This window comes from Kumtagia sp. (assembly GCF_059502445.1).
This window is the reverse complement of the sequence record NZ_JCACER010000009.1, coordinates 1-23804: the sequence shown is the minus strand read 5'-3', so window position 1 is coordinate 23804 and position 23804 is coordinate 1. Positions and strand designations below refer to the sequence as shown.

The 23804-nt window shown below is 65.9% G+C and carries 24 protein-coding genes; 10 read left to right on the top strand and 14 right to left on the bottom strand.

Annotation, left to right across the window (positions count from 1 at the left end; translation table 11 throughout):
- The first annotated feature begins 124 nt into the window (after positions 1-124).
- The 9 genes from AC5JDC_RS03750 to AC5JDC_RS03710 all read left to right on the top strand — a co-directional run bounded on the left by AC5JDC_RS03750 (position 125) and on the right by AC5JDC_RS03710 (position 7878).
- On the top strand, positions 125-1474 hold the full coding sequence (locus AC5JDC_RS03750) for an adenylate/guanylate cyclase domain-containing protein (RefSeq protein ID WP_495839235.1): 1350 nt from the start codon (positions 125-127) through the stop codon (positions 1472-1474).
- 111 nt (positions 1475-1585) lie between these two features.
- Positions 1586-2506: a DMT family transporter gene (locus tag AC5JDC_RS03745; RefSeq protein WP_495839233.1), complete on the top strand. Its 921-nt coding sequence runs from the start codon at positions 1586-1588 to the stop codon at positions 2504-2506.
- A gap of 21 nt (positions 2507-2527) precedes the next feature.
- Positions 2528-3178: a molybdenum cofactor guanylyltransferase MobA gene (mobA, locus tag AC5JDC_RS03740; protein ID WP_495839231.1), complete on the top strand. Its 651-nt coding sequence runs from the start codon at positions 2528-2530 to the stop codon at positions 3176-3178.
- Complete coding sequence (gene mobB, locus AC5JDC_RS03735) at positions 3175-3687, top strand: molybdopterin-guanine dinucleotide biosynthesis protein B (RefSeq protein ID WP_106771173.1); 513 nt, start codon at positions 3175-3177, stop codon at positions 3685-3687. The genes mobA and mobB overlap by 4 nt, the downstream gene beginning before the upstream one ends.
- 149 nt (positions 3688-3836) lie before the next feature.
- Positions 3837-4625: an ABC transporter substrate-binding protein gene (locus AC5JDC_RS03730; protein WP_106771174.1), complete on the top strand. Its 789-nt coding sequence runs from the start codon at positions 3837-3839 to the stop codon at positions 4623-4625.
- A gap of 72 nt (positions 4626-4697) precedes the next feature.
- Positions 4698-5408 (top strand): ABC transporter permease, encoded by a 711-nt coding sequence (locus tag AC5JDC_RS03725; protein ID WP_495839228.1) that lies wholly within the window; start codon positions 4698-4700, stop codon positions 5406-5408.
- A complete protein-coding gene (locus AC5JDC_RS03720; protein WP_106771176.1) occupies positions 5405-6235 on the top strand; it encodes an ABC transporter permease in 831 nt (276 codons plus the stop codon). Before AC5JDC_RS03725 ends, AC5JDC_RS03720 begins: the two co-directional genes overlap by 4 nt.
- Before the next feature lie 54 nt (positions 6236-6289).
- Positions 6290-7162 carry an NAD(P)-dependent oxidoreductase gene (locus AC5JDC_RS03715; protein ID WP_495839226.1) on the top strand — a complete coding sequence of 291 codons (873 nt, stop codon included), beginning with the start codon at positions 6290-6292 and terminating at the stop codon, positions 7160-7162.
- On the top strand, positions 7159-7878 hold the full coding sequence (locus AC5JDC_RS03710) for a DNA alkylation repair protein (protein ID WP_495839224.1): 720 nt from the start codon (positions 7159-7161) through the stop codon (positions 7876-7878). Before AC5JDC_RS03715 ends, AC5JDC_RS03710 begins: the two co-directional genes overlap by 4 nt.
- 47 nt (positions 7879-7925) lie before the next feature.
- Here AC5JDC_RS03710 and tgt read toward each other — a convergent pair whose 3' ends face one another.
- The 6 genes from tgt to coaD form a co-directional block, all read right to left on the bottom strand.
- The gene (gene tgt / locus AC5JDC_RS03705; RefSeq protein WP_495839222.1) at positions 7926-9056 is read right to left on the bottom strand and encodes a tRNA guanosine(34) transglycosylase Tgt; all 1131 of its coding nucleotides are present in this window, start codon (positions 9054-9056) and stop codon (positions 7926-7928) included.
- Between the two features lie 104 nt (positions 9057-9160).
- Positions 9161-10237, bottom strand: coding sequence for a tRNA preQ1(34) S-adenosylmethionine ribosyltransferase-isomerase QueA (queA, locus tag AC5JDC_RS03700; protein WP_495839220.1), 1077 nt, complete (start codon positions 10235-10237; stop codon positions 9161-9163).
- On the bottom strand, positions 10234-10635 hold the full coding sequence (locus tag AC5JDC_RS03695; RefSeq protein WP_495839218.1) for a hypothetical protein: 402 nt from the start codon (positions 10633-10635) through the stop codon (positions 10234-10236). The genes queA and AC5JDC_RS03695 overlap by 4 nt, the downstream gene beginning before the upstream one ends.
- Positions 10635-11147: a peptidylprolyl isomerase gene (locus AC5JDC_RS03690; protein WP_106771182.1), complete on the bottom strand. Its 513-nt coding sequence runs from the start codon at positions 11145-11147 to the stop codon at positions 10635-10637. Before AC5JDC_RS03690 ends, AC5JDC_RS03695 begins: the two co-directional genes overlap by 1 nt.
- A 65-nt stretch (positions 11148-11212) precedes the next feature.
- Complete coding sequence (locus tag AC5JDC_RS03685; RefSeq protein WP_495839216.1) at positions 11213-11797, bottom strand: peptidylprolyl isomerase; 585 nt, start codon at positions 11795-11797, stop codon at positions 11213-11215.
- Positions 11798-11820: 23 nt separating this feature from the next.
- Entirely contained in the window at positions 11821-12321 is a 501-nt protein-coding gene (gene coaD, locus AC5JDC_RS03680; RefSeq protein ID WP_106771184.1) for a pantetheine-phosphate adenylyltransferase, read from the bottom strand.
- Between the two features lie 185 nt (positions 12322-12506).
- On the opposite strand from coaD, the gene AC5JDC_RS03675 reads away from it, so the two are divergent.
- The gene (locus tag AC5JDC_RS03675; protein ID WP_165815990.1) at positions 12507-12650 is read left to right on the top strand and encodes a hypothetical protein; all 144 of its coding nucleotides are present in this window, start codon (positions 12507-12509) and stop codon (positions 12648-12650) included.
- Positions 12651-12701: 51 nt separating this feature from the next.
- On the opposite strand, the gene dnaE is transcribed toward AC5JDC_RS03675, so the two are convergent.
- From dnaE to AC5JDC_RS03635, 8 genes are all read right to left on the bottom strand, one after another.
- Positions 12702-16160, bottom strand: coding sequence for a DNA polymerase III subunit alpha (gene dnaE / locus AC5JDC_RS03670; RefSeq protein WP_495839391.1), 3459 nt, complete (start codon positions 16158-16160; stop codon positions 12702-12704).
- A 245-nt stretch (positions 16161-16405) separates the two neighbouring features.
- Positions 16406-16675: a DUF1467 family protein gene (locus tag AC5JDC_RS03665; protein WP_106771186.1), complete on the bottom strand. Its 270-nt coding sequence runs from the start codon at positions 16673-16675 to the stop codon at positions 16406-16408.
- A 4-nt stretch (positions 16676-16679) separates the two neighbouring features.
- The gene (mce, locus tag AC5JDC_RS03660) at positions 16680-17084 is read right to left on the bottom strand and encodes a methylmalonyl-CoA epimerase (protein WP_106771187.1); all 405 of its coding nucleotides are present in this window, start codon (positions 17082-17084) and stop codon (positions 16680-16682) included.
- A 97-nt stretch (positions 17085-17181) separates the two neighbouring features.
- Positions 17182-18852, bottom strand: a complete 1671-nt coding sequence (locus AC5JDC_RS03655) for a ribonuclease J (RefSeq protein ID WP_106771188.1) — start codon at positions 18850-18852, stop codon at positions 17182-17184.
- 102 nt (positions 18853-18954) lie between these two features.
- Complete coding sequence (locus AC5JDC_RS03650) at positions 18955-19782, bottom strand: biotin--[acetyl-CoA-carboxylase] ligase (RefSeq protein ID WP_495839211.1); 828 nt, start codon at positions 19780-19782, stop codon at positions 18955-18957.
- Between the two features lie 4 nt (positions 19783-19786).
- Positions 19787-21223: an NADH-quinone oxidoreductase subunit NuoN gene (nuoN, locus tag AC5JDC_RS03645; RefSeq protein WP_106771190.1), complete on the bottom strand. Its 1437-nt coding sequence runs from the start codon at positions 21221-21223 to the stop codon at positions 19787-19789.
- Between the two features lie 14 nt (positions 21224-21237).
- On the bottom strand, positions 21238-22776 hold the full coding sequence (locus tag AC5JDC_RS03640; protein WP_495839209.1) for an NADH-quinone oxidoreductase subunit M: 1539 nt from the start codon (positions 22774-22776) through the stop codon (positions 21238-21240).
- 3 nt (positions 22777-22779) lie between these two features.
- The coding region (locus AC5JDC_RS03635; protein ID WP_495839207.1) for a proton-conducting transporter transmembrane domain-containing protein at positions 22780-23804 on the bottom strand (1025 nt) is incomplete at its 5' end.

The window sequence follows — 23804 nt, the reverse complement described above, 5'->3', positions numbered from 1 at the left end:
ATCAGAAGTTTTGACTGGACTTCGGTGCCGCTGCGGCGCTAGCGGCATCTTCCAATTTTCAGATCAATGAATCATGCAGACGGATCGCGGCCCGCAACGGGTAGCGACGCCGTATGACACCACGATGAAGCCGCAAAAGAGTAATCTCGCCGAACGGCGCCGGGAGCGCCTCGTCTCGCTGCTGTCGCGCGCCGAGCGGCAGGGTGCGCGCTGGCAGTTCTGGGTCACCTCCGGAGCCATCCTCGGGGTCGCCATCCTGTTCGCGGCGCTGAGCAAATGGGACGCCGCCTTCGGCTATTCCCTCTCGATCCTGGCATTCTTCCTGCTGGTGAACCTGCTCAACTACCTGCTCGTCCGCCGCGGCCTGCAGCCGATCTGGCTGGGGCTCGTGCTCGGGACGCTCAACATCGTGGTGCTGACCGTCGTGGTGGTGGCGCCCAATCCGTTCCACCACGACGCGCTGCCGCAGGCCATGATGCTGCGCGAGGGGGGCTTCAAATATCTGCTGATCTTCGTCTGCCTGGGCGCGCTGACGCTGTCGCCGCGGCTGGCCGCCTGGCTCGGCACGGCGGCGGCGCTCTGCTGGACGGCGGCGATCCTGTGGGTGATCGTGCAGCCGGGCACCATCGTCGCGGCGCGGCCGATGGCCGGGATCAGCGTCGGCGAGCGCCTGCGCCTCCACCTCAATCCGCATTTCGTCGACATCGTCGAACAGGCGACCAACATCGCCGTCATTCTGATCATCGCCGGCATCATCGCCGCGGTGGTGGCGCGCACGCGCGCGCTCGCCGAGGACTACACCCGCGCCGAGCGCGCCCGCTTCAACCTCGCCCGCCATTTCTCGCCCAATGTCGTCGACGCGCTGGCCGCCGCCGACGAGCCATTCGGCCCGGTGCGCCGCCAGGAGGTGGCGGTGCTGTTCGCCGACATCGTCGGCTTCACCAACTTTGCCGAGGAACACCCGGCCGAGCAGGTGTTCGAGATGCTGCGCGAGTTCCACCGGCGCATGGAGCAGGTGGTGTTCGACAATGGCGGCACCGTCGACAACTATATCGGCGACTGCATCATGGCGACCTTCGGCATTCCGCGCCCCAGCGACGACGACGCCACCCATGCGCTGCGCTGCGCCCGCGCCATGCGCGACGCGCTCGACCTCTGGAACCACGAGCGGCAGCGCGCCGGCTTCGCGCCGGTCGACGTGCGTATCGGCTGCCAGTACGGACCGGTGGTGCTCGGCGCCATCGGCAGCGAGCGCAACCTGTCCTTCGCCGTCATCGGCGACACCTGCAACGTGGCGAGCCGCCTGCAGGTGGCGTGCCGCGAACTGGACGCCTCGATCTGCGTCGGTGACGCGCTGGTACGGCGCGTCGCGCCGGCCGGCGGCGACAACCCGCTCGCCGGCCTCGTGCAGGTCGAGGCGGTCTCGGTGCGCGGCCGCGACGCTTCGGTGGACGTGTGGATCCTGCCCGGCTGAGGCAATCCGCGGCGGCGCCGCCTTGGATCAGCATGTGAGGACGGCATGCACATTGCCGCCCCGGCGCCAGGACGCTAAGCCGCCCTCACCCGCACATTGGAATCCTGCCTCGTGGCCCTGTCCCCCAACCTTGCCGGCGCGCTGTTCATGGTGGTCTCCATGGCCGGCTTCACGCTCAACGACGCGCTCGTCAAATATGTGTCCGAGGGCATGAACGTCGCCCAGATCATGCTCATCCGCGGCGCCTTCGCCACCTTGCTGATCACCTTGTTCGCCTGGCACCAGGGCGCTCTGCGGATGTCCCGCCTGCTCTTTCATCCGCTGGTGCTGCTGCGGTCTTTGTGCGAACTCGGCGCGACCGTCTTCTTCCTGGTCGCCCTCGCTCATCTGCCGATCGGAGACGTCTCGGCGATCCTGCAGGCGCTGCCGCTCGCCGTCACGGTCGGCGCGGCTCTGTTTCTCGGCGAGCCGGTCGGCTGGCGGCGCTGGCTGTCGGTCGCCTGCGGCTTTGTCGGCGTGCTCATCGTCATCCGCCCGGGCTTCGCCGGCTTCAACGTCTATTCGCTGCTGGTGCTCGCCGCCGTGCTGTGCGCAACCGTCCGCGACTTCACCACCCGCGCCGTGCCAGATCATGTGCCGACGCTGCTCGTCTCGATGATGACGGCGGCGGTCGTCGCTGTCGCGGGCGCCGCGCTGGTGCCATCCTTCGGCGGCTGGAAGCCGGTCGAGACCTGGGAGATCGTCACGCTCGCCGCCGCCGCCGTCCTGCTCTTCGTCGGCTACCAGTTCATCATCCGCTCCATGCGCACCGGCGACATCTCCTTCATCGCGCCGTTCCGATACACATCGCTGCTGTGGGCGATACTGCTGGGCTTTCTGATGTTCGGCGAGGTTCCCGACCTGCCGATGATCGTCGGCTCCTCCATCATCGTGGCGTCCGGGCTCTACATGCTGTATCGCGAGCGTGTGGTCGGCGCGCGGCTGCCTGCGGCCCGCAGCACCGCGCCGCAGATGGCGCCCGACGGGCTCTGAGCCGTCGCAGCCGCAGGACGCATGCGGGACAGGATGAGGCACGAGGACGGCATCATAGGCGTGGTGTTGTGCGGCGGACGCTCCAGCCGCCTGGGCGGCGGCGACAAGCCGCTGCTGCGGCTCGACGGAAGGACGATGCTGCGCCTCGTCCTCGACCGGCTTCGCCCGCAAGTGGATGCGCTGGCGATCAGCGCCAATGGCGACCCGGCGCGTTTCGCGGACTACGCCCTTCCCATGCTGCCGGATACGGTGCCCGGCTTTGCCGGCCCGCTGGCCGGCGTGCTCGCCGCCATCCGCTGGGCGGCGCACCGGCCCGGCTGCGAAAGCGTGCTGACGGTCGCGGGCGACACGCCCTTCTTTCCGGCCGATCTTGCGCGACGGCTCGCTGCGGCAACTTCGCAAACGCCCGACCGCATCGCCGTGGCGACAAGCGGCGGGCGGCGCCATCCGGTCTTCGCACTCTGGCCGATCGCTCTCGCCGACGACCTTGAACGCTTCCTGACGCAAGAGGGCAGCGGCCGCGTCAACACCTTCATCGATAGGCACGGAGGCATCGACGTGGCGTTTCCACTGGTCGTCGGCGCGGACGGTGAGCTCGATCCCTTCTTCAACGTCAACACGCCGGACGACCTTGCCGAGGCCCGGCGGCTCGCGGAGATTTTTGGCCCTTGACGCAGCGCGTGTTCGGCATCACCGGCTGGAAGAATTCCGGCAAGACCACCCTGACCGAGCGGCTGGTGGCGGAGTTCGCCCGCCGCGGCTGGACGGTGTCGACGGTCAAGCATGCTCATCACGCCTTCGACATCGACCAGCCCGGAACCGACAGTTTCCGCCATCGCGCCGCCGGCGCCGGCGAGGTCGCCATCGTGTCGGGCGTGCGCTGGGCGCTGATGCACGAGTTGCGCGGCGACGCCGAGCCCGATCTCGACGCCATCCTGGCCAGGCTGTCGCCCTGCGACCTCGTCCTGGTCGAGGGATACAAGCGCGAACGGCACAAGAAGATCGAGGTGCGGCGGCTCGAGGCCAGGAGCCGAGAGCCGCTGGCGCCCGGCGACCCGGCGATCGTCGCCATCGCCGCCGACCACGCCGTCACCGGAACCGGCCTGCCGGTGTTCGCCCTGGACGATGTGACGGCGATAGCCGATTTTGTGGAAAACGTGACCGGTCTTGTCCGAAACTGACGCTGCGTCGCGTCGCATGCACTAAGGTCGCGAGTGGTTTGCGATTGCTTTTTAAGCAAAAACAGTGGGAATATCCGTCGATGCAGGCGCTTTCTTGCGCCGCTGGCCACGCCTAAGGGAACGGGCGGGCCGAAACAGAGAGGAACGACATGCGTATCATGACACGTATCGCCCTGGCGGTATCGGCAGCCGCGCTGGCGGCGTCCCTTGGCGCGGCAAACGCGCAGGAGACCCTGAAGATCGGCACCGAAGGCGCCTATCCGCCCTTCAACAACCTGACCGCCGACGGCAAGCTGGAAGGCTTCGACATCGACATCGCCAACGCGCTCTGTGACGAGATGAAGGTCAAGTGCGAGTTCGTCACCCAGGATTGGGACGGCATCATCCCGGCGCTGCAGGCGGGCAAGTTCGACGCCATCATCGCCTCGATGTCGATCACCGACGAGCGCAAGCAGAAGGTCGACTTCACCCAGAAATACTACAACACGCCGTCGGCCATCGCCGGCCCGAAGGATTCCGATCTCAAGGGCGTGACCAAGGAAGATCTGGCCGGCAAGACCATCGGCGTCGCCACCTCGACCACCCACTTCAACTATGCCACGCAGACCTTCACCGACTCCGAGATCAAGGGCTATCCGACGAGCCAGGAGTTCCTGCTCGATCTCGCCAACGGTCGTCTCGACGCTGTCGAGGACGACGTCAGCGTGCTCGAGGAATGGCTGAAGACCTCCGACGGCGCCTGCTGCAAGATCATCGGCCAGCCTGCGCCGCAGCCCGTCGAGATCTTCGGCGAAGGCGCCGGCATCGCCGTGCGCAAGGGCGAGACCGGCCTGGTCGAAAAGTTCAATGCCGCCATCAAGGCGATCCGCGCCAACGGAAAATACAAGGAAATCAACGACAAGTATTTCGGCTTCGACGTCTACGGCGCCGAATCCTGATAGCAAGTCGGCAGGCGGCGGGCATTCCCGCCGCTTGCCGGGCAGCCCGACGGAAACTGAGAACCGTTGCCGATGCAGAGCACCTGGACGCTGCTCAGTTGGGGTCCCGAAGGCTGGCTGGACGACATTGCCTATGGTGCGTTCATCACCGTCTCGCTTGCTCTGGCGACGCTTCCGCTGGGGCTTCTCGTCGGCTTCTTCGTCGCGCTTGCCAAGCAATCGAGCGAGCCGACGCTGCGGCTCGCCGGCAACATCTACACCACCATCTTCCGCGGCCTGCCCGAACTGCTGACCCTGTTTCTGGTCTATTTCGGCGCGCAGATCGGGTTTCAGAGCCTCATAGAACTTTTCCGGCCGGACGCGGCCATGGATGTCAACAGCTTCATCGCCGGCATGGTGGCGCTGGGCGTGGTGCTTTCCTCCTATGCCAGCGAAGTGTTCCTTTCTGCGTTCCGGGCCATCCCGCATGGCCAGTATGAAGGCGGCTATTCGATCGGCCTGTCGAAGGGCCAGACGATGCGCCTCGTCGTGCTGCCGCAGTTGATCCGCATCGCCCTGCCCGGCCTGGCCAATCTCTGGCTGGTCCTGCTCCTGAACACGGCTCTCGTCTCGGCGATCGGCCTGTCCGACATCCTGCGCCAGGCCGGCATAGCGGCGCGCGTGACGCGCGAGCCGTTCCTCTTCTTCGGGGTCGCCGTGTTGTTCTACCTGGCGTTGGCCGTCCTGTCGTCTTACGGCATCAGGGCAATCGAACGTGCCGTCGATGAGCGGAGCCCGCGATGAGCACCGCTGCGCGGGAAGCCGTTGATCTCGACCTTCCGCCTCGCGTAAACCGCGGGTGGCCGCGCGAGCGCATCGTCGGCACCATTCTCGTTGCGCTTTGGGCGGTGGCCGGGCTCTGCCTCGTGGCCTATCTGGTCGCCGCCTGGAACCCGGAACTGTTCTGGCGCTGGGCGCCGGCCTATCTCGCCGGCCTCTGGACTACGCTGTCCTTGTGCGCGATCTCGCTCGTGCTCGGCGCCGTGCTGTCCGTGCCCGTCGCCTATGGCCGCATGTCCGGCAACCGGCTGCTGTCGTCCCTTGCGTACGGTTTCGTCTATTTCTTCCGCGGCACGCCGCTGATCGCCCAGACCTTCCTCATCTATTACGGGCTCGGCTCCTTCCGGCCGCAACTGGAAATGGTCGGCCTCTGGAGTTTCTTCCGGGAAGCCTGGTACTGCGCCATCCTCGCCTTCACCCTGAATACCGCCGCCTATCAGGCCGAAATCCTGCGCGGCGCTATCCAGGCGGTGCCGCGCGGCCAGTGGGAGGGCGCCGCCTCGCTCGGGCTGCACAAGCTGCAGACACTCTGGAAGGTCGTCCTGCCGCAGGCGCTGATCGTGGCGCTGCGTCCCTACGGCAACGAGGTCGTGTTGATGATCAAGAGTTCCGCGGTAGTGGCGCTCATCACCGTTCTCGACCTGATGGGGCAAACCCGCCTCGCCTTCTCGCGCAGCTTCGACTACCAGACCTATATCTGGGCCGGGGTGATCTATCTCGCCATGGTCGAGGTGCTGCGGCACGGCACCGAATGGATCGAGCGCCGGATCACGCGTCACCTGAAGCGCTGACGCCGATTTTCTGCCATAAGGTCGGGAATCGGTTCTCGGACGAAAGGATTTGGCATGGCTTCAGTCGCATTTCTCGGTCTCGGCGTGATGGGCTACCCGATGGCCGCCCACCTGAAGCACAAGGGCGGGCATGACGTGACGGTGTATAACCGTACCACTGCGAAAGCCGAGAAATGGGTGGCAGAGCACGGCGGCGCGCTGGCGCCCACCCCCAGGGAGGCGGCGAGCGGCAAGGATTTCGTCTTCTCCTGCGTCGGCAATGACGACGACCTGCGCGAGGTGACGACCGGCGAGAGCGGCGCCTTCCAGGCGATGAAAAAGGGCTCGATCTTCATCGACAACACCACTGCCTCGGCCGAGGTAGCGCGCGAGCTGTCGGAGAAGGCAACCGCCGGTGGCTTCGGTTTCCTTGACGCGCCCGTCTCCGGCGGCCAGGCCGGCGCCGAGAACGGCGTGCTGACCGTCATGGTCGGCGGCGACGAGAAGCATTTCGAAAAAGCCAGGCCGGTCATCGACGCCTATGCGCGCATGGTCGGGCTGATGGGGCCTGCCGGCGCCGGCCAGCTCACCAAAATGATCAACCAGATTTGTATCGCCGGCCTTGTGCAGGGCCTCGCTGAAGGCATCCATTTCGGCAAGAAGGCCGGGCTGGACGTGGAAAAGGTCGTCGAGGTGATCTCCAAGGGTGCGGCCGGCTCCTGGCAGATGGAGAGCCGCCACAAGACCATGAACGCCGGCAAATACGATTTCGGCTTCGCTGTCGACTGGATGCGCAAGGATCTCAAGATCTGCCTTGAAGAAGCGGACCGCAACGGCGCCAGGTTACCGGTGACCGCGCTGGTCGACCAGTTCTACAAGGAAGTCCAGCAGATGGGCGGCCGGCGCTGGGACACCTCCTCGCTGCTGGCCAGGCTGGAGAAGAAATGACCGGCTCGGCAGTCGCCGAGCTGTCGCCGGCGTCCACCGCCGACGAGGTCATTTCCTACCTGAAATCGATCGGTTCGGAAGCGAACCGGCAGGGCATGCTGCGCTACGGCATCCGTATCGAGCGGGCGCTCGGCATCTCCCACGGCGTGCAGCGGCAGATCGCCAAAAGGATCAAGCGCAACCATGAGCGCGCCTTCGCGCTGTGGGCGAGCGGCATCATGGAGGCGCAGTTCATCGCCTCCGTCACGGCCGATCCCAGGCGCTTTTCCGCCGACGATGCAAGGTCTTGGGCCACTTCCTTTGATTCCTGGGACATCGTCGACGGCGTTTCCGACCTGTTCGTCGACACCGACCACTGGCGCACGCTGATCGAGGAGTTTGCCGCCGACGAACGCGAGTTCGTGCGCCGCACCGCCTTCGCCATGATCGCCTGGTCGGTGGTGCACCGGAAGCAGGAGCCGGAAGAGACTTTCCTCTGCTTCCTCGCGCTGATCGAGCAGCACGCCACCGATCCGCGCAACTTCGTCAAAAAGGCCGTCAATTGGGCGCTGCGCTCGATCGGCAAACGTTCAGCGAGGCTCCATGCCGCTGCTCTGGAACTCGCCGAAAGGCTGGCGGCCTCGCCCGACAAGACCGCCCGCTGGAACGGCAAGGACGCAGTAAGGGAGCTGAAGAGCCCGAAGACGCTCGAGCGGTTGGCAAAGAAGGCGCGCTGACGGCCTGCTTGCCGCGCGTCCTTCAAGGCTCGCCCGCGTGCGCCTTTTCACACCGGCGGCAGGTCGCCCCTCGCCCAGCCCTCGCTGATCAGCGCGGACCGTTCCACGAGTTCGCCCGCCTCGATGGCTGCCCGAATATCCTGCATCAGCCGCTGGTAGTAGGCAAGATTGTTCCAGGTGAGCAGCATGGCACCGAGCGCCTCCTGCGAGCGCACGAGATGGTGCAGGTAGGCGCGCGAATAGTCGCGCGAGGCCGGGCAGTCGCTCTCCTCGTCGAGCGGGCGCGGATCGTCGGCGTGGCGGGCGTTGCGCAAATTCACCTTGCCGCGCCGGGTGTAGGCCAGCCCGTGGCGACCGGCGCGTGTCGGCATCACGCAGTCGAACATGTCGATGCCACGCGCCACCGACTTCAGGATATCGTCGGGTGTGCCGACGCCCATCAGGTAGCGTGGCTTGTCGGCCGGCAACTCCGGGCAGGTCGCCTCCAGCATGTCGAGCATGACCGCCTGCGGCTCGCCGACAGCAAGTCCGCCGACGGCATAGCCTTTCAGGCCGAGTTCGCTCAGCGCCGCGGCCGAGCGCTCGCGCAGCCGCGCCTTGTCGCCGCCCTGGACGATGCCGAACATCGCCCTGCCCGGCTGGTCGCCGAAAGCAGCCTTGCAGCGCTCGGCCCAGCGTAGCGACAGCTCCATGGCGCGCTCGATATCCTTCTCCTCGCCCGGCAAGGCAATGCATTCGTCGAGCTGCATCTGGATGTCGGAGCCGAGCAGGCCCTGGATCTCGATCGAGCGTTCCGGCGACATTTCGTAGGCGGCGCCGTCGATATGCGAGCGGAAAGTGACCCCTTTTTCGTCGAGCTTGCGCAATTTTGCCAGCGACATCACCTGAAACCCGCCGGAATCGGTGAGAATTGGATGCGGCCAGCGCGAAAAATGATGCAGTCCGCCCAGCCGAGCGACGCGTTCGGCGCCCGGCCGCAGCATCAGGTGGTAGGTGTTGCCGAGGATGATGTCGGACCCCAGCGCCCGCACCTGGTCCATATACATGGTCTTGACCGTGCCGCCGGTGCCGACCGGCATGAAGGCCGGCGTGCGGATTTTTCCACGCGGCATGGCAACTTCCCCGCGCCGGGCGTTTCCATCGGTGGCGAGCACTTTGAAGCCGAACGTCTCAGTCATCACAGTCCTTGTCGTGAACGGGCGCGATCGCCTGCCGGTCGAGCGCCGCCCGGTCGCGGATGCCGCCGTATATTATTTGGCCCAGCGCGGCGCCGTGATCGATGTCACGGCTCCCGGCGAAAGAGAAGCCCCGCATCTCCATAGGAATAGAAACGATAGCCGTTTTCGATGGCATGCCGGTAGGCGGCGCGCATGGTGTCGAGGCCGGAAAAGGCCGAGACCAGCATGAACAGCGTCGAGCGCGGCAGGTGGAAATTGGTCATCAGCACCTCCACCGCTCGAAAACGGTAGCCCGGCGTGATGAAGATCGAGGTCTCCCCGGTCCAAGGCTGGACGCTGCCGGCTTCGCCGGCCGCGCTTTCGAGCAGGCGCAGCGAGGTGGTGCCGACCGCGACGATGCGCCCTCCCCGCGCCCGCACGGCATTGAGCGCGGCGGCGGTGTCCGCGGACACCTGGCCGCGCTCGGCATGCATCCTGTGATCCGTCGTATCGTCCGCCTTGACCGGAAGAAAGGTGCCGGCGCCGACATGCAGCGTCACGAAATGCCGCTCGATGCCGGCGGCATCCAGTGCCGCGAACAGCTCCGGCGTGAAGTGCAGCCCGGCCGTGGGAGCGGCGACAGCCCCCTCTTCACGCGCGTAGACGGTCTGGTAGTCGGCCAGATCGCGGGCATCGTCGTCGCGTTTCGAGGCTATGTAGGGCGGCAGCGGGATGTGGCCGACCTGATGCAGCGCCTCGTCCAGCACCGGACCGGACATGTCGAAGGCGAGCAGCGCCTCGCCGGCGGCGCGCTTCTCCACGACCGTGGCGTCGAGCGCGCCGAGGAAACAGGTATTGCCGTCATGGCCGAAACTGATGCGGTCGCCTTCGGCGACGCGCTTGGCCGGCCGCAGGAAGGCGAGCCAGCGGTCCGGCGCGACGCGCATATGCAGCGTCGCCTCGACATGTGCCTGGTTGTCGCCGCGGCGGCGGATGCCGCGAAGCTGCGCCGGGATGACTTTTGTGTCGTTGAAGACCAGCGCGTCGCCCGCTTTCAGCAGGTCCGGCAGGTCGCGGACGGTGCGGTCCTCGAGACCGCTGTCCGGCCGCACGACCAGCAGTTTTGCGGAATCGCGCGGCACCGCGGGGCGCAGCGCGATCCGGTCTTCCGGCAGCTCGAAGTCGAACAGGTCGACCTTCATTCGCCTTCCGAGCACTCCACGGCCCAGGCGCCGACGCCCTTCATGCCGAGCACGCCAGCTGAGACGCGAGACTCGCCTTCCTGCAGCTTGACCACGCGCAGCCGTCCGACGACCTCGTTCACCGCTTCGTCGGTGATGTCGAGCAGCAGGTGCTTATCGTCCTCGAAAGCCTGCCCGACCAGAATCGGCTGGCCGGGAAAGCTGTCGGGGGTGCTCGACCAGGTCTTGTCGCCGACACGCACGACAAGACGCGAGATCGACAGCACGTCGACATGACCGACGAGCAGATCGATCGAGACGTCCTTGCCGTTGCCGCAAGTGAGCTCGCCCGTGGCGTATGCCGGCGCCGATAGCAGCGCCGGCGCCACCAGGCAGATTGCGGCGAGCGTCCGCTTCATCACTTGACGTCCGCGGCGACCTTCAGCGACACGATCTTGTCGGGATCCTGCACCGGCTCGCCACGCTTGACCTTGTCGACGTTCTCCATGCCCTCGATCACCTGGCCCCAGACCGTGTACTGGCGGTTGAGGAAGCCGGCGTCCCCGAAGCAGATGAAGAACTGCGAGTTGGCGGAATTCGGGTTCTGGGCCCGCGCCATCGAGCAGGTGCCGCGGCCGTGATTGACGTTGGAGAACTCGGCCTTCAGGTCGGGCTTGTCGGAGCCGCCCATGCCGGCGCGGCCCGGATTGAAGCTCGGCTTGGAGGAATTGCCGAACTTGACGTCGCCGGTCTGCGCCATGAAGCCGTCGATGACGCGATGGAAGACCACGCCGTCATACGCGCCCTCGCGCGCCAGCTCCTTGATGCGCTGGACGTGGCCAGGAGCGAGGTCGGGGAAGAGCTCGATCACCACCTTGCCCTTGGTCGTCTCCATGATGAGCGCCTGCTCGCGATCCTTGATCTCGGCCATGCTTGTTTCCTTTGCGTTCGAGGTTTTTTCGACCGACCTCTCGGCCGAGGGGTGCGGATCGCGGCCTAGTTGCCGTCCGCGGCGATACGGACCTTCACCATGCGGTCGGGATCGCTGACGACGCCGTTCTGATTGGCATCGCCCTTCTTGATCTTGTCGACCAGATCCATGCCGCTCTCCACCTGGCCGACGACGGTGTACTGGCCATTAAGGCCCGGATTGGGCGCGAGCATGATGAAGAACTGCGAATTGGCGGAATCGGGGTCCTGCGCGCGCGCCATGCCGACTATGCCCCGCACATAGGGCTCGCTGGAGAATTCCGCCGGCAGGTCCGGGCGCTCGGAGCCGCCCGTCCCGGCCTGGGCCGGGTCGTACCCGTTCGCCATGTCGCCGTACTGCACGTCGCCGGTCTGCGCCATGAAGCCATCGATGACGCGATGGAAGGCGACGTTGTCATAGGCGCCCTCACGCACCAGCGCCTTGATCTGCTCGACATGCTTGGGCGCGAGGTCGGGTCGCAACGCAACCGTCACGTCGCCGTCCTTCAGAGTGACGATCATGGTGTTCTCGGGCTCGGCCGCCAGTGCGGGGCCGAAACCGAGCAAGGCGCCGGCAAGGACGAGCGACGCGGCAAGTCTCGTGAACTTCATCAGAGAAACTCTCCAAATTCCCGTTACGTCTCGAATTTCTTCTCCAGCGCGTCGGCGACGACGGCGGGAACGAAGGGACGGATGTTGCCGCCCATCGACGCGATCTGGCGCACGAGTGTGGCGGTAATGGTTCTGACCGACGGACTGGCCGGCAGGAACACGGTCTGCAGGTCAGGCGCCATGGTCTCGTTCATGCCGGCCATCTGCATCTCGTAGTCGAGATCGGTGCCGTCGCGCAGGCCGCGGATCATGATCGAGGCGCCGACCGTTCGGGCGGCGTCGATCACCAGACCGTCGAAGGAGACCACCTTGATGCGTGAGGCATCCTCTCCGAACTCGGTCATGCTCGCCGCCTCGATCAGGCCGACGCGGTCCTCGAAGGAAAACAGCGGCTTCTTGCCGGGATGGATGCCGATCGCCGCGTGCACGATGTCGGCCACGGCGAGCGAGGCCTTCAGGACGTCGAGATGCCCGTTGGTCAGCGGGTCGAACGAGCCGGCATAGATGGCGATGCGCTCTGTCATGGCCGCAGCTTCTAGCGGCAGCCGGAGGCAAAGGCAATTGCGTCGCACGCCCCGGAACCGGCGGACGGCCGTGAACCAGGAATGAACACAATGATCACGAAAGGTTCACCGGCAACCGGCCAAGTTGATCCCCATATTGAAACCAAAGGGAAGGAAAGCGCGTTACAGCCGCAGGAGAACCCGCCATGATGATCTACATGCTCGCCATTGCAATGACCCTCGCCATGCTGATCGGCACCGCTTTCAGCCTCCACGGAGAGGCGGAACGCATAAAGGTAGAGAACCGCAGCAAGCGCGGCCAGGGTTTCGGCGCCGGCGATCGGCGATAGAGACGGCAGGACTTTTCCTGACCTTCGCTCCGGTCTTCGTCCGAAGGCCGTTCAAACCAGCTCCACCTCGACCACACCGGGCACGGCCTTCATGGCCGATGCCAGCAGCGGCGAAAGCCGATAGCGCTCCGGCAGCGCGATCTCGACCTCGCCGCGCGCCTCCTCCTTGAGCACGATGAAGCTGACCTGGCCGTCGCCCTTGACCGTGAGCTGGCCCGCCAGCGCGTTGAGCGGCGCGGCGTCGCGCACGTAGATGCGCAGCGCCTTCTGCACGCGGCTCGCCTCGTCCTCGAGCGACTGCACGGTCTGGATGCGCAAACTGACGCCCTCCGGCCGGTCCTCCGCCGCCACCGTCAGCACCACGGAGCGGCCGGGCTCCAGCAGATCGCGGTACTGCGCCAGCGTCTCGGAAAACATCACCGCCTCGTACTGGCCTGTCTGGTCCGAGAACATAACGACGCCCATCTTGTTGCCGGTGCGGGTCTTGCGCTCCTGCTTGGACGTCACCGTGCCGGCCAGCCGGCCCGCCGTGGCGCCGCGCTTCACGGCGATGGAGAAATCGACCCAGTTCTGCACCCGCATCTTCTCGAGTGCCGCCTTGTATTCGTCGAGCGGATGCGCCGAGAGATAGAAGCCGACGGCCAGAAACTCCTTGTGCAGGCGCTCGGCCGGCAGCCAGGGCTCGGCGGCGGGCAGGATCAGCTTCTGCTGGCGGCCGGCCGAGCCCGAGCCGAACATGTCGACGATGCCGAGCGCCGCATCCTCGTGGGCGCGCGACGCCAGGCCCATCATTCGCTCGATGCCCGCCATCATGGCGGCGCGGTCGTGGCCGAAGCAGTCCATGGCGCCGGCGAGAATCAGGCTTTCGAAAACGCGCTTGCCGACGACCTTCGGGTCGACCCGCTCGCAGAAATCCTCGAGATCGGCGAAGGGTTTCTCCCTGCGCTTCGCCACGATGTGCTCGACCGCCGCGTCGCCGACGCCCTTGATCGCGGCCAGCGCATAGAAGATGCGGTTCTCCTCCACCTCGAAGTCGCGATACGAGGTCTTCACGGATGGCGGCACCACGTCGATGCCGAGCCTGAGCGCGTCCTGGCGGAAATCCGCCAGCTTGTCAGTGTTGCCCATGTCGAGCGTCATCGACGCGGCCAAGAACTCGACCGGGTAGTGCGCCTTCAGGTAGGCGGTCTGGTAGGAGACCACCGCATAGGCGGCGGCGTGCGACTTGTTGAAGCCATAGTCGGCGAATTTCGCCAGCAGGTCGAAGATGAAGTCGGCCTGCTGCTTGGTCAGCCCGTTCTTCACCGCGCCTTCGACGAAGCGCACGCGTTGCGCGTCCATCTCGGCGCGGATCTTCTTGCCCATGGCGCGGCGCAAAAGGTCGGCCTCGCCGAGCGAATAGCCGGAAAGCTCCTGCGCGATCTGCATCACCTGCTCCTGGTAGACGATGACGCCCTGCGTCTCCGCCACCAGATGGTCGATCATCGGATGGATCGACGCGATCTCTTCTTCCTTGTGCTTGCGGGCGTTGTAGGTCGGGATGTTCTCCATCGGGCCTGGCCGGTAGAGCGCCACCAGCGCGATGATGTCCTCGATACGGTCCGGCTTCATGCCGATGAGGGCCTTGCGCATGCCGGCCGATTCCACCTGGAACACCCCGACCACTTCGCCGCGCGACAGCATCTGGTAGGTCTTCTGGTCGTCCAGCGGCAGTTTTGCCAGGTCGATGTCGACGCCGCGCCGGCGGATCAGCTTCACCGCGGTCTCCAGCACTGTGAGGGTCTTCAGGCCGAGGAAGTCGAACTTCACCAGCCCCGCCTCCTCCACCAGCTTCATGTTGAACTGGGTGACCGGCATGTCGGAGCGCGGGTCGCGGTACATCGGCACCAGCTCGGACAGCGGCCGGTCGCCGATGACGATGCCGGCGGCATGCGTCGAGGCGTGGCGGTAGAGGCCCTCCAGCTTCTGGGCCATGTCGAGCAGGGTCTGGACGATCGGCTCCTTCTCGACCTCCTCGGCGAAGCGCGGCTCGGCGGCGATGGCATCGGCCAGCTTGACCGGGTTGGCCGGGTTGGCCGGCACCATCTTGCACAGCCGGTCGACCTGGCCGTACGGCATCTGCAGCACGCGCCCGACGTCGCGCAGCACCGCGCGTGCCTGCAGCGAGCCGAAGGTGATGATCTGGCCGACCTGGTCACGGCCGTATTTCTCCTGAACGTAGCGGATCACCTCCTCGCGACGGTCCTGGCAGAAGTCGATGTCGAAATCCGGCATCGACACGCGGTCAGGATTGAGGAAGCGCTCGAACAGCAGCGAGAAGCGCAGCGGATCGATGTCGGTGATGGTGAGCGCATAGGCGACCAGCGAGCCGGCGCCCGAGCCGCGGCCCGGCCCCACCGGAATGCCGTGCGCCTTGGCCCATTTGATGAAGTCCGCGACGATCAGGAAGTAGCCGGGGAATTTCATGCGCTCGATGATGCCGAGTTCGAATTCCAGGCGTTCGCGATACTGCTCCTCGGTGAAGCCCTGCGTCATGCCAACCGTCTCGAAGCGGTGAACCAGGCCTTCGCGCGCCTGCCGGCGCAGTTCCTCGACCTCCGCCTTCTCGGCGTCGTCGCCGCTGCCGGTGAAGCGCGGCAGGATCGGCGAGCGCTTCTTCGGATAATAGGAGCAGCGCCTGGCGATCTCGACGGTGTTGTCGATCGCCTCGGGCAGGTCCTCGAACAGCGCCGCCATCTCGGCCTGGCTCTTCAGGTAGTTGTCGGGCGTCAGCCGGCGGCGGTCGTCGGAGGCGACGACCGAACCCTCGGCGATGGCGATCAGCGCGTCATGCGCCTCGAAATCATCGCGCGCCGGAAAGAAGGCCTCGTTGGTGGCGACCAGCGGCAACTCGTGGCGGTAGGCTAGGTCGATGGTCGCCGCCTCGATGCGGCGATCCCAATTGCCCACCCGCTCCAGCTCGACATAGAGCCTGTCGCCGAAAATCTCCTTGAGTTTGAGCAGGCGGTTCTCGGCAAGATCCGCATGGTCGAATTTCAGCGCCATGCCGACCGGCCCGCGCGGCCCGCCGGTAAGGCAGATCAGACCTGCGGAAAGCTCCTCCAGCCATTCGGTCGAGATCTTGATCGCCTCGCCCGCCGGGCCGTCGAGATAGGCGCGGCTGACCAGGCGCACCAGATTGGCATAACCGTCGGCGGTCGCAGCGATCAGCACGACCGGATTGTGCTCGACGCCGGCGCGCCGCTGGGCGCCGCTGCGGCCATCGCTCGGCTCGCCGCTGAAGGAAAGGTCGAGTTGGCAGCCGATCAGGGGCTGGACGCCGTCCTTCACCGTCTTGTTGGCGAATTCCAGCGCCCCGAACAAATTGTTGGTGTCGGCGATGGCGATCGCCGGAGCCCGGTCCTTCAGCGCATGCGCGACGATCTTGCCGATCGGCAGCGCGCCTTCCAGCAGCGAATAGGCGGAATGCACGCGCAAATGGATGAAGATGCCGGGCGTCTGGCCGCGCATTTCCGGTTTGCCGTCGACTTCCGGCGCGGATTCGGCCAGGCCCGGCGTGAACACCGCCGCCTCTGCGACGGCAGCGCCGCCGGACTGCATGGCGGCACGCAGGATGGGATCGCGCGGGGGTCGGTCGGCGGACATGGCAACTCGGCTGGAGACTCGGGGCTCGACGCCTATTGTCGCGCAACCGCGGGAGCGATACCAGACATATTGCCCGCTGCTCACAAGCGGGGCGATGCCGTTGGCGCCCGTTATCGGATGTCGGGGATAACCCGCGGGATATCGTCGATGCTGAGGCCGAAATAGCGCGTCAACAGCAGCAGGAAGCCGAAGATCAGAGCCGAGACGATCGTCGTCCAGATGACGGCGCGCAGCATGTGCGGTCCGCGCGGCGCGCTGGAGACGGTGCCGAGCACCGTCTCGCCGTCGTCGTCCTGCGTCTTCAGGCCGAAGGGCAGCACGGCGAACAGCACCGTCCACCAGATGATGAGATAGACGGCGAAGGCCGAGATGTAGGTCATGGGCTCACGCCTGCTCCAGTTCCACCAGCGTCCCCAAAAAATCCTTGGGATGCAGGAACAGTACCGGCTTGCCGTGCGCGCCGATCCTGGGATTGCCGTCGCCGAGCACGCGCGCGCCGGAAGCCTGCAGCCGGTCGCGGGCGGCGAGGATGTCGTCGACCTCGTAGCAGACGTGGTGCATGCCGCCGGACGGATTCTTCTCCAGGAAGGCAGTGATCGGTGAGGCTTCGCCCAAAGGCTCCAGGAGCTCGATCTTGGTGTTGCCGGTGTCGATGAAGACGACGGTTACGCCGTGCTCCGGCAGGGCCTGCGCCGCGCTCACCCTGGCGCCGAGCGTGTCGCGGTAAACCGCTGCCGCGGCTTGCAGATCCGGCACGGCGATGGCGACGTGGTTCAGGCGGCCAAGCATTGATGCAAACCCAAGCGAATAGCGAATAGGAAATAGCGAATAGAGGAAGAACCGACGCGAGAGCTATTCGCTATTCGCTACTCCCTATTCGCTCGTCTCACCTCGTAACAAACACCGTCACCAGCGGCTTCTTACCCCAGGCTTCGTTGGCGGAGCCGCGCACGGCGCGGCGCACCGCCTCCTGCACGAGGTCGAGGTCTTTTCGGCGCTGACGGGGGATGGAGTCCACCGCGCCGATTGCCGCATCGAGCATGATGTCCTCGATCTCCTCGCCCCTGGCGTCGAGTTTTGCTACGCCGATCGACACGATGTCGGGTTCGCCAGCGAGCTCGTATTTGTCGTCGAGCACGACATTGACGGCGACATGGCCGGCGAAGGAGAGCTTGCGCCGTTCGCGGATGCCCATCGCCTCGTCGTCGCCGACGAGCTTGCCATCCTTGTAGAAGCGGCCGAACGGCACCCGGTCGACGATCTCGGCCGCGCCCGGCGCCAGTCGTATCATGTCGCCGTCGCGCACCTGCGCTACTTCCGCAATGCCGGCTTCGGCCATCAGCGCGCCCTGGGCGACCAGGTGCGCCGCCTCGCCGTGCACGGGAATGCCGATCTTCGGGCGCGTCCACTCATACATGCGCCTGAGTTCGTTGCGGCGCGGATGACCGGAGACGTGCACCAGCGCGTCGCCGTCCTCGATGATCTTCACGCCCTGGTCGATCAGAAGGTTCTTGATCTCGAGGATCGCCTTCTCGTTGCCGGGAATGGTGCGCGAGGAGAACACCACGACGTCGCCCGCCGTCAGCGCCACCGTCTTCATCTCGTCGCGGGCGAGCTTTGCCAACGCGGCGCGCGCCTCGCCCTGGCTGCCGGTGCAGATCACGACAAGATTCTCGCGCGGGATATAGCCGAAATCCTCTTCGGCGATGAACTCCGGCAGCCCGTCCATGTAGCCGAGCTCGCCCGCCACATTGACGACGCGCTTCAGCGAGCGGCCGAGCAGCAGGCACTGCCGGCCGGCGTCGCGCGCCGCTTCGGCGATCGAGCGGATGCGGCCGACATTGGAGGAAAAGGTGGTGACGGCGACGCGGCCGGGCGCCGTCTCGATGACGCTGCGCAGCCCCTGCCCCACCGCCTGCTCCGACGGCGATTCGCCGTCGCGCAGCGCGTTGGTGGAATCGCAGACCAGAGCCAGCACGCCAGCGTCGCCGATCTCGCGGAAGCGTGCCTCGTTGGTGAGCGGTCCGATCTCCGGCGCCGGGTCGATCTTCCAGTCGGCAGTGTGGACGACAGTGCCGAGCGGCGTGGTGATGGCGAGCGACACCGGCTCGGGGATGGAATGGGTGACGGCGACCGCCTCGATGCCGAACGGGCCGGCCGTGAACTTTTCGCCGGCGCGAAAGATGTTGACCGGTATTTTCGGCCCGCCGCCGTCCGACTGCCGCTTGGCCTCCAGCAGCCCGGCGGCGAAGGGCGTCATCCACACCGGCGCCTTCAGCTTCGGCCACAATTCCAGCAGCGCGCCGTAATGGTCCTCATGCGCGTGGGTGATGACGATGCCGCGCAGCCGGTCGGCCTGAGCCTCGATAAAGCGGATGTCGGGAAGCACCAGATCGACGCCGGGAAGCGTGGCGTCCGGGAAGGTCACGCCAACATCGACCACCAGCCATTCGCGCCGGTCCGCAGGCCCGAAGCCATAAAGGGCGAAGTTCATGCCGATCTCGCCGACGCCGCCGAGCGGGGCGAAGACGAATTCGGGACCTGAATATCTTGCCATGTCTACCTCGTGGATGCCGGGGACAGTTTACGTTCTTTCCGCAGAAAGCGGTGGCGCTTCATGTCGCACAGGCGGAAAAAAGTAAGCTGTCCTTGAATGAATTCACACCGCGCCCGCCGAGGCGACCGCGCCGAAATGCACGTCGCCCGCGGCGATCGCGATCCTGCCGCCGTCCTCCTCGCGGATGACGAAACGGCATTCCTCATCGATCGTCTCGAACACGCCGCGCACGATCCTGTCGTCGGCTCGCACGGCGACCTCGCTGCCGAGGCCGGCAGCGCGCGCCAGCCAGCGCTTGCGGATGCGCGCCAGCCCCCTGCCCTCGTCCCAGTCACGCATCGCCACGCTCCAGGCGTCGGACAGCGCCAGAAACAACGTCGCCGCGTCGGCGCGCGCGCCGAGCGCCATGAGCGACGTCGCCGGATAGGGCAGGCCTTCGGGATAGGCCGCGACATTGACGCCGATGCCCACGGCGATGGCCGCCCGCTCGTCCGAGATCATCGTCGATTCCAGCAGGATGCCGGCGAGCTTGGCCCCACCGGCAAGCACGTCGTTCGGCCATTTGAGTTCGAAGCGCCCGCCTTGCGTGGATTGACCGCCGTCCGGTCCGACCGCGATGCCGGCGCCCGGCGCAACCGCGTCGAGCGCGTCCGACAGAGCGAGGCCGGCGACGAAGCCGAGCGTCGCCGCCACCCGCAGGTCACGCCCGACAATCAGCAGCAGCGTGGCCGCGAGATTGCCTTGTGGCGTCGCCCAGGCGCGTCCGCGCCGCCCGCGCCCGCTCTCCTGCCGGCTTGCCACCACCCACAGCTTTCCAGGATCGCCGGCGCGGGCATGCTCAATCGCCAGCGCGTTGGTGGAGCCGACCGTTTCGTGCGCGTCGAGCCGGTAGCCGTCGGCGATCGCGGTCGGGGCGAGCTGGAACGCCATCGCCTCAGAAGAACGATTTCGCGGCGGCCTCGGCCATGCTGCCGATCGGCGCGCCGATCAGCACGTAGAACAGCACGAAGGCACCGGACACGCCGAGCACCAGCCGAAGCTCGCCGGCCATCGGCAGGAAGCCGCCGACCGGCTCGTCGAACCACATGATCTTGATGATGCGGAGATAGTAGTAGGCGCCCACCACCGAAGCCAGCACGCCGATGACGGCGAGCGCATAGAGTTCGGCATCGATGGCGGCGAGGAAGACGTACCACTTCGCCCAGAAGCCGGCGAGCGGCGGGATGCCGGCCAGCGAGAACATCAGGATGGTCATGATCGTCGCCATGCCGGGATTGGTGGTCGACAGGCCCGCCAGGTCTCCGATCTGCTCGACGTTGCCGTCCTTGCGGCGCATCGCCAGGATGAAGGCGAAGGTGCCGAGCGTCATCACCAGATAGATCAGCATGTAGATGGCGACGCCGCGCACGCCGGCCTCGGTGTTGGCGGCGAGGCCGACCAGGGCAAAACCCATGTGGCCGATCGAGGAATAAGCCATCAGCCGCTTGATGTTCTTCTGGCCGATCGCCGCCACGGAGCCGAGGATCATCGAGGCGATGGCGATGAACACGACGATCTGCTGCCAGTCCGGCGCGATCGGCTCGAACGCACCCATGGTGACGCGCACGAGCAGCGCCATCGCTGCCATCTTCGGCGCGGCGGCGAAGAAGGCGGTAACCGGCGTCGGCGCGCCTTCGTAGACGTCGGGCGTCCACATGTGGAACGGCACGGCCGAGATCTTGAAAGCAAGGCCGGCCAGCACGAAGACCAGGCCGAAGACGAGGCCGAGCTGACGCTCGCCCTGCCCGAGCGCCGCGGCGATCGCCTCGAAGCTGGTGTTGCCGGTGTAGCCGTAGACGAGGCTGATACCGTAGAGCAGCATGCCTGACGACAGCGCGCCGAGCACAAAGTATTTGAGGCCGGCCTCCGTCGAGCGGGCGCTGTCGCGGTTGATCGCGGCGACCACGTAGAGCGACAGCGACTGCAGCTCGAGGCCGAGATAGAGCGAGATCATGTCGTTGGCCGCGACCATCAGCAGCATGCCGAGGGTGGCCAGCAGGATCAGCACCGGATACTCGAACTTGTCGAATTTCTCGGCCTTGGCGAAGCCGACCGACATGATCAGCGTCACCACCGAGCCGATGAGCGTCAGAATCTTCATGAAGCGGCCGAAGGCGTCGCTGACGAAGGCGCCGCCGAAGGCCGTGCCGTCGCCGGTGAAGAGCAGCATCCAGGCACCGGCGGCGATCAGCACCGCCACCGCCAGGCCGGTCACCGTGGTGTTCGCCCGCTCGCCTGAAAAGACGCCGACCATGAGCAGCGCCATCGCGCCGAGCGCGATGATCAGCTCGGGCGCTGCGAGCGAAAGGCTGAGGGAAAGGTCTGGCGTCATCTGCCGTGGTCCTGTCAGTGCGCGGCGGCGGGCGCTGCCGCCGCCGGTTCGGCCGCCGCCGCCTGCGGCGCTGCCTCGATGGATGCGGAAACCTGATTGACGAGCGCCTGCACGGAGGCCGCCGTCGCGTCGAAGACCGGCGCCGGATAGACGCCGAAGAAGATGGTGAGCACGACCAGCGGGTAGATCACCGTCTTTTCACGCGGCGATAGGTCCAGCAGCCCCTTCAGGCTCTCCTTCGACAGCACGCCGAAGACCACCTTGCGGTAGAGCCACAGCGCGTAGGCCGCCGACAGGATTACGCCGGTGGCTGCGAACAGCGCCACCCAGGTGTTGACCTGGAAGATGCCGACCAGCGTCAGGAACTCGCCGACGAAGCCGCTGGTGCCCGGCAGGCCGACATTGGCCATGGTGAAGATCAGGAACACCACGGCATATTTCGGCATGTTGTTGACCAGCCCGCCATAGGCGGCGATCTCACGGGTGTGCATGCGGTCATAGATGACGCCGACGCACAGGAACAGCGCGCCGGAGACCAGGCCGTGCGACAGCATCTGAAACAGCGCGCCCTGTATGCCGGCCTGGTTCATCGCGAAGATGCCCATGGTCACGTAGCCCATATGCGCCACCGACGAATAGGCGATCAGCTTCTTGATGTCCTCCTGCATCAGCGCCACCAGCGAGGTGTAGATGATGGCCACGACCGACAGCGCGAACACCAGCGGCGCGAAATCGGCCGAGGCGAGCGGGAACATCGGCAGCGAGAAGCGCAGGAAGCCGTAGCCGCCCATCTTCAGGAGGATCGCCGCCAGGATGACCGAACCGGCCGTCGGCGCCTCGACGTGGGCATCGGGCAGCCAAGTATGCACCGGCCACATCGGCATCTTCACCGCGAAGGAGGCGAAGAAGGCGAGCCACAGCCATGGCTGCATGCCGGCCGGGAAGGCGTGGGTCAGCAGCGTCGGGATGTCCATCGTGCCGGCCTGCCAGTACATCGCCATGATGGCGAGCAGCATCAGCACCGAGCCGAGCAGCGTGTAGAGAAAGAACTTGAAGCTGGCATAGACGCGCCGCTTGCCGCCCCACACGCCGATGATGATGAACATCGGGATGAGGCCGGCCTCGAAGAACACGTAGAACAGCACCAGGTCGAGCGCGCAGAACACGCCGATCATCAGCGTCTCGAGCAGCAGGAAGGCGATCATGTATTCCTTGACGCGCTTCTCCACCGACACCCAGGAGGCGAGGATGCAGAGCGGCATCAGGAAGGTCGTCAGGATGACGAACAGCATGGAGATGCCGTCGACGCCCATCTTGTAGGCGATGCCGCCGCCGAGCCAGGCGACTTCCTCGACCATCTGGAAGCCGGGTTCCGAATTGTCGAACCCGATCCAGATGAACAGCGACAGGATGAAGGTGAAGACGGTCGTCAGCAGGGCGACATTGCGGATGTTGCGCCGCGCGATCTCGCCGTCGTCGCGGATGAGCAAAATCAGGAACGCTCCGACCAGCGGCAGGAACGTGACCGTGGAGAGGATCGGCCAGTCGGTCATGGTCTAGAACGAGCTCCCGAGCATCATCCAGGTGACGAGCGCCGCGACGCCGATCAGCATGGCAAAGGCATAGTGATAGAGATAACCGGTCTGCAGCTTGACCACGCGGTTGGTGAGATCCATCACCCGGGCCGACACCCCGTCGGGACCGAAACCGTCGATCAGCCAGCCGTCGCCGCGCTTCCACAGGAAATAGCCGAGACGCTTCGCAGGCCTGACGAACAGGAAGTCGTAGAGCTCGTCGAAGTACCACTTGTTGAGCAGGAACTGGTAGAGCAGGCGGTGGCGCTGCGCGACCTGCCGCGGCGTCTCCGGGCTGCGGATGTAGAAGTGGTAGGCGACGAGGAAGCCACCCAGCATCGCCAGGAACGGCGCCAGCTTCACCAGCATCGGCACGTCGTGGAAGTCGTGCAGGATGTGGTTGTCGGGCAGCGTGAACAGCGCCGTCTTCCAGAACGCCTCGTAATGCTCGCCGATGAAGTAGTCGTGGAAGACGAAGCCGGCGAACAGCGCGCCGACGGCGAGCAAATAGAGCGGCACCAGCATGACGGGCGGCGATTCATGCACATGGTGCATGACGTCGGCAGTGGCGCGCGGGGTGCCGTGGAAGGTCATGAAGATCAGCCGCCACGAATAGAAGCTGGTGAAGGCGGCGGCCACGACCAGGAGCACGAAGGCCGCGCCGGCGAAGGCGTTGTGGCCGACGAAGGCGCCCTCGATGATGGCGTCCTTGGAAAAGAAGCCGGCCGTGCCGATGACGGTCGCCGGGATGCCGACGCCGGTCAGCGCGATCGTGCCGATGACCATCATCCAGTAGGTTTTGGGGATCAGCCGGCGCAGGCCGCCCATCCTGCGCATGTCCTGCTCGTCGGAGACGGCGTGGATGACCGAGCCCGAGCCGAGGAACAGCAGCGCCTTGAAGAAGGCGTGGGTGAACAGGTGGAAGATCGCCGCCGAGTAGAAGCCCATGCCGAGCGCCACGAACATGTAGCCGAGCTGCGAGCAGGTCGAATAGGCGATGACGCGCT

Bases quoted from the DNA above. Each gene is read 5' to 3' on its own strand.
- AC5JDC_RS03750 (WP_495839235.1), top strand. From the start codon at position 125: ATGAAGCCGCAAAAGAGTAATCTCGCCGAACGGCGCCGGGAGCGCCTC.
- mobA (WP_495839231.1), top strand. From the start codon at position 2,528: ATGCGGGACAGGATGAGGCACGAGGACGGCATCATAGGCGTGGTGTTG.
- AC5JDC_RS03730 (WP_106771174.1), top strand. From the start codon at position 3,837: ATGCGTATCATGACACGTATCGCCCTGGCGGTATCGGCAGCCGCGCTG.
- AC5JDC_RS03725 (WP_495839228.1), top strand. From the start codon at position 4,698: ATGCAGAGCACCTGGACGCTGCTCAGTTGGGGTCCCGAAGGCTGGCTG.
- AC5JDC_RS03720 (WP_106771176.1), top strand. From the start codon at position 5,405: ATGAGCACCGCTGCGCGGGAAGCCGTTGATCTCGACCTTCCGCCTCGC.
- AC5JDC_RS03715 (WP_495839226.1), top strand. From the start codon at position 6,290: ATGGCTTCAGTCGCATTTCTCGGTCTCGGCGTGATGGGCTACCCGATG.
- AC5JDC_RS03710 (WP_495839224.1), top strand. From the start codon at position 7,159: ATGACCGGCTCGGCAGTCGCCGAGCTGTCGCCGGCGTCCACCGCCGAC.
- tgt (WP_495839222.1), bottom strand. From the start codon at position 9,056: ATGACTGAGACGTTCGGCTTCAAAGTGCTCGCCACCGATGGAAACGCC.
- queA (WP_495839220.1), bottom strand. From the start codon at position 10,237: ATGAAGGTCGACCTGTTCGACTTCGAGCTGCCGGAAGACCGGATCGCG.
- AC5JDC_RS03695 (WP_495839218.1), bottom strand. From the start codon at position 10,635: ATGAAGCGGACGCTCGCCGCAATCTGCCTGGTGGCGCCGGCGCTGCTA.
- AC5JDC_RS03690 (WP_106771182.1), bottom strand. From the start codon at position 11,147: ATGGCCGAGATCAAGGATCGCGAGCAGGCGCTCATCATGGAGACGACC.
- AC5JDC_RS03685 (WP_495839216.1), bottom strand. From the start codon at position 11,797: ATGAAGTTCACGAGACTTGCCGCGTCGCTCGTCCTTGCCGGCGCCTTG.
- coaD (WP_106771184.1), bottom strand. From the start codon at position 12,321: ATGACAGAGCGCATCGCCATCTATGCCGGCTCGTTCGACCCGCTGACC.
- AC5JDC_RS03675 (WP_165815990.1), top strand. From the start codon at position 12,507: ATGATGATCTACATGCTCGCCATTGCAATGACCCTCGCCATGCTGATC.
- dnaE (WP_495839391.1), bottom strand. From the start codon at position 16,160: ATGCGCGGCCAGACGCCCGGCATCTTCATCCATTTGCGCGTGCATTCC.
- AC5JDC_RS03665 (WP_106771186.1), bottom strand. From the start codon at position 16,675: ATGACCTACATCTCGGCCTTCGCCGTCTATCTCATCATCTGGTGGACG.
- mce (WP_106771187.1), bottom strand. From the start codon at position 17,084: ATGCTTGGCCGCCTGAACCACGTCGCCATCGCCGTGCCGGATCTGCAA.
- AC5JDC_RS03655 (WP_106771188.1), bottom strand. From the start codon at position 18,852: ATGGCAAGATATTCAGGTCCCGAATTCGTCTTCGCCCCGCTCGGCGGC.
- AC5JDC_RS03650 (WP_495839211.1), bottom strand. From the start codon at position 19,782: ATGGCGTTCCAGCTCGCCCCGACCGCGATCGCCGACGGCTACCGGCTC.
- nuoN (WP_106771190.1), bottom strand. From the start codon at position 21,223: ATGACGCCAGACCTTTCCCTCAGCCTTTCGCTCGCAGCGCCCGAGCTG.
- AC5JDC_RS03640 (WP_495839209.1), bottom strand. From the start codon at position 22,776: ATGACCGACTGGCCGATCCTCTCCACGGTCACGTTCCTGCCGCTGGTC.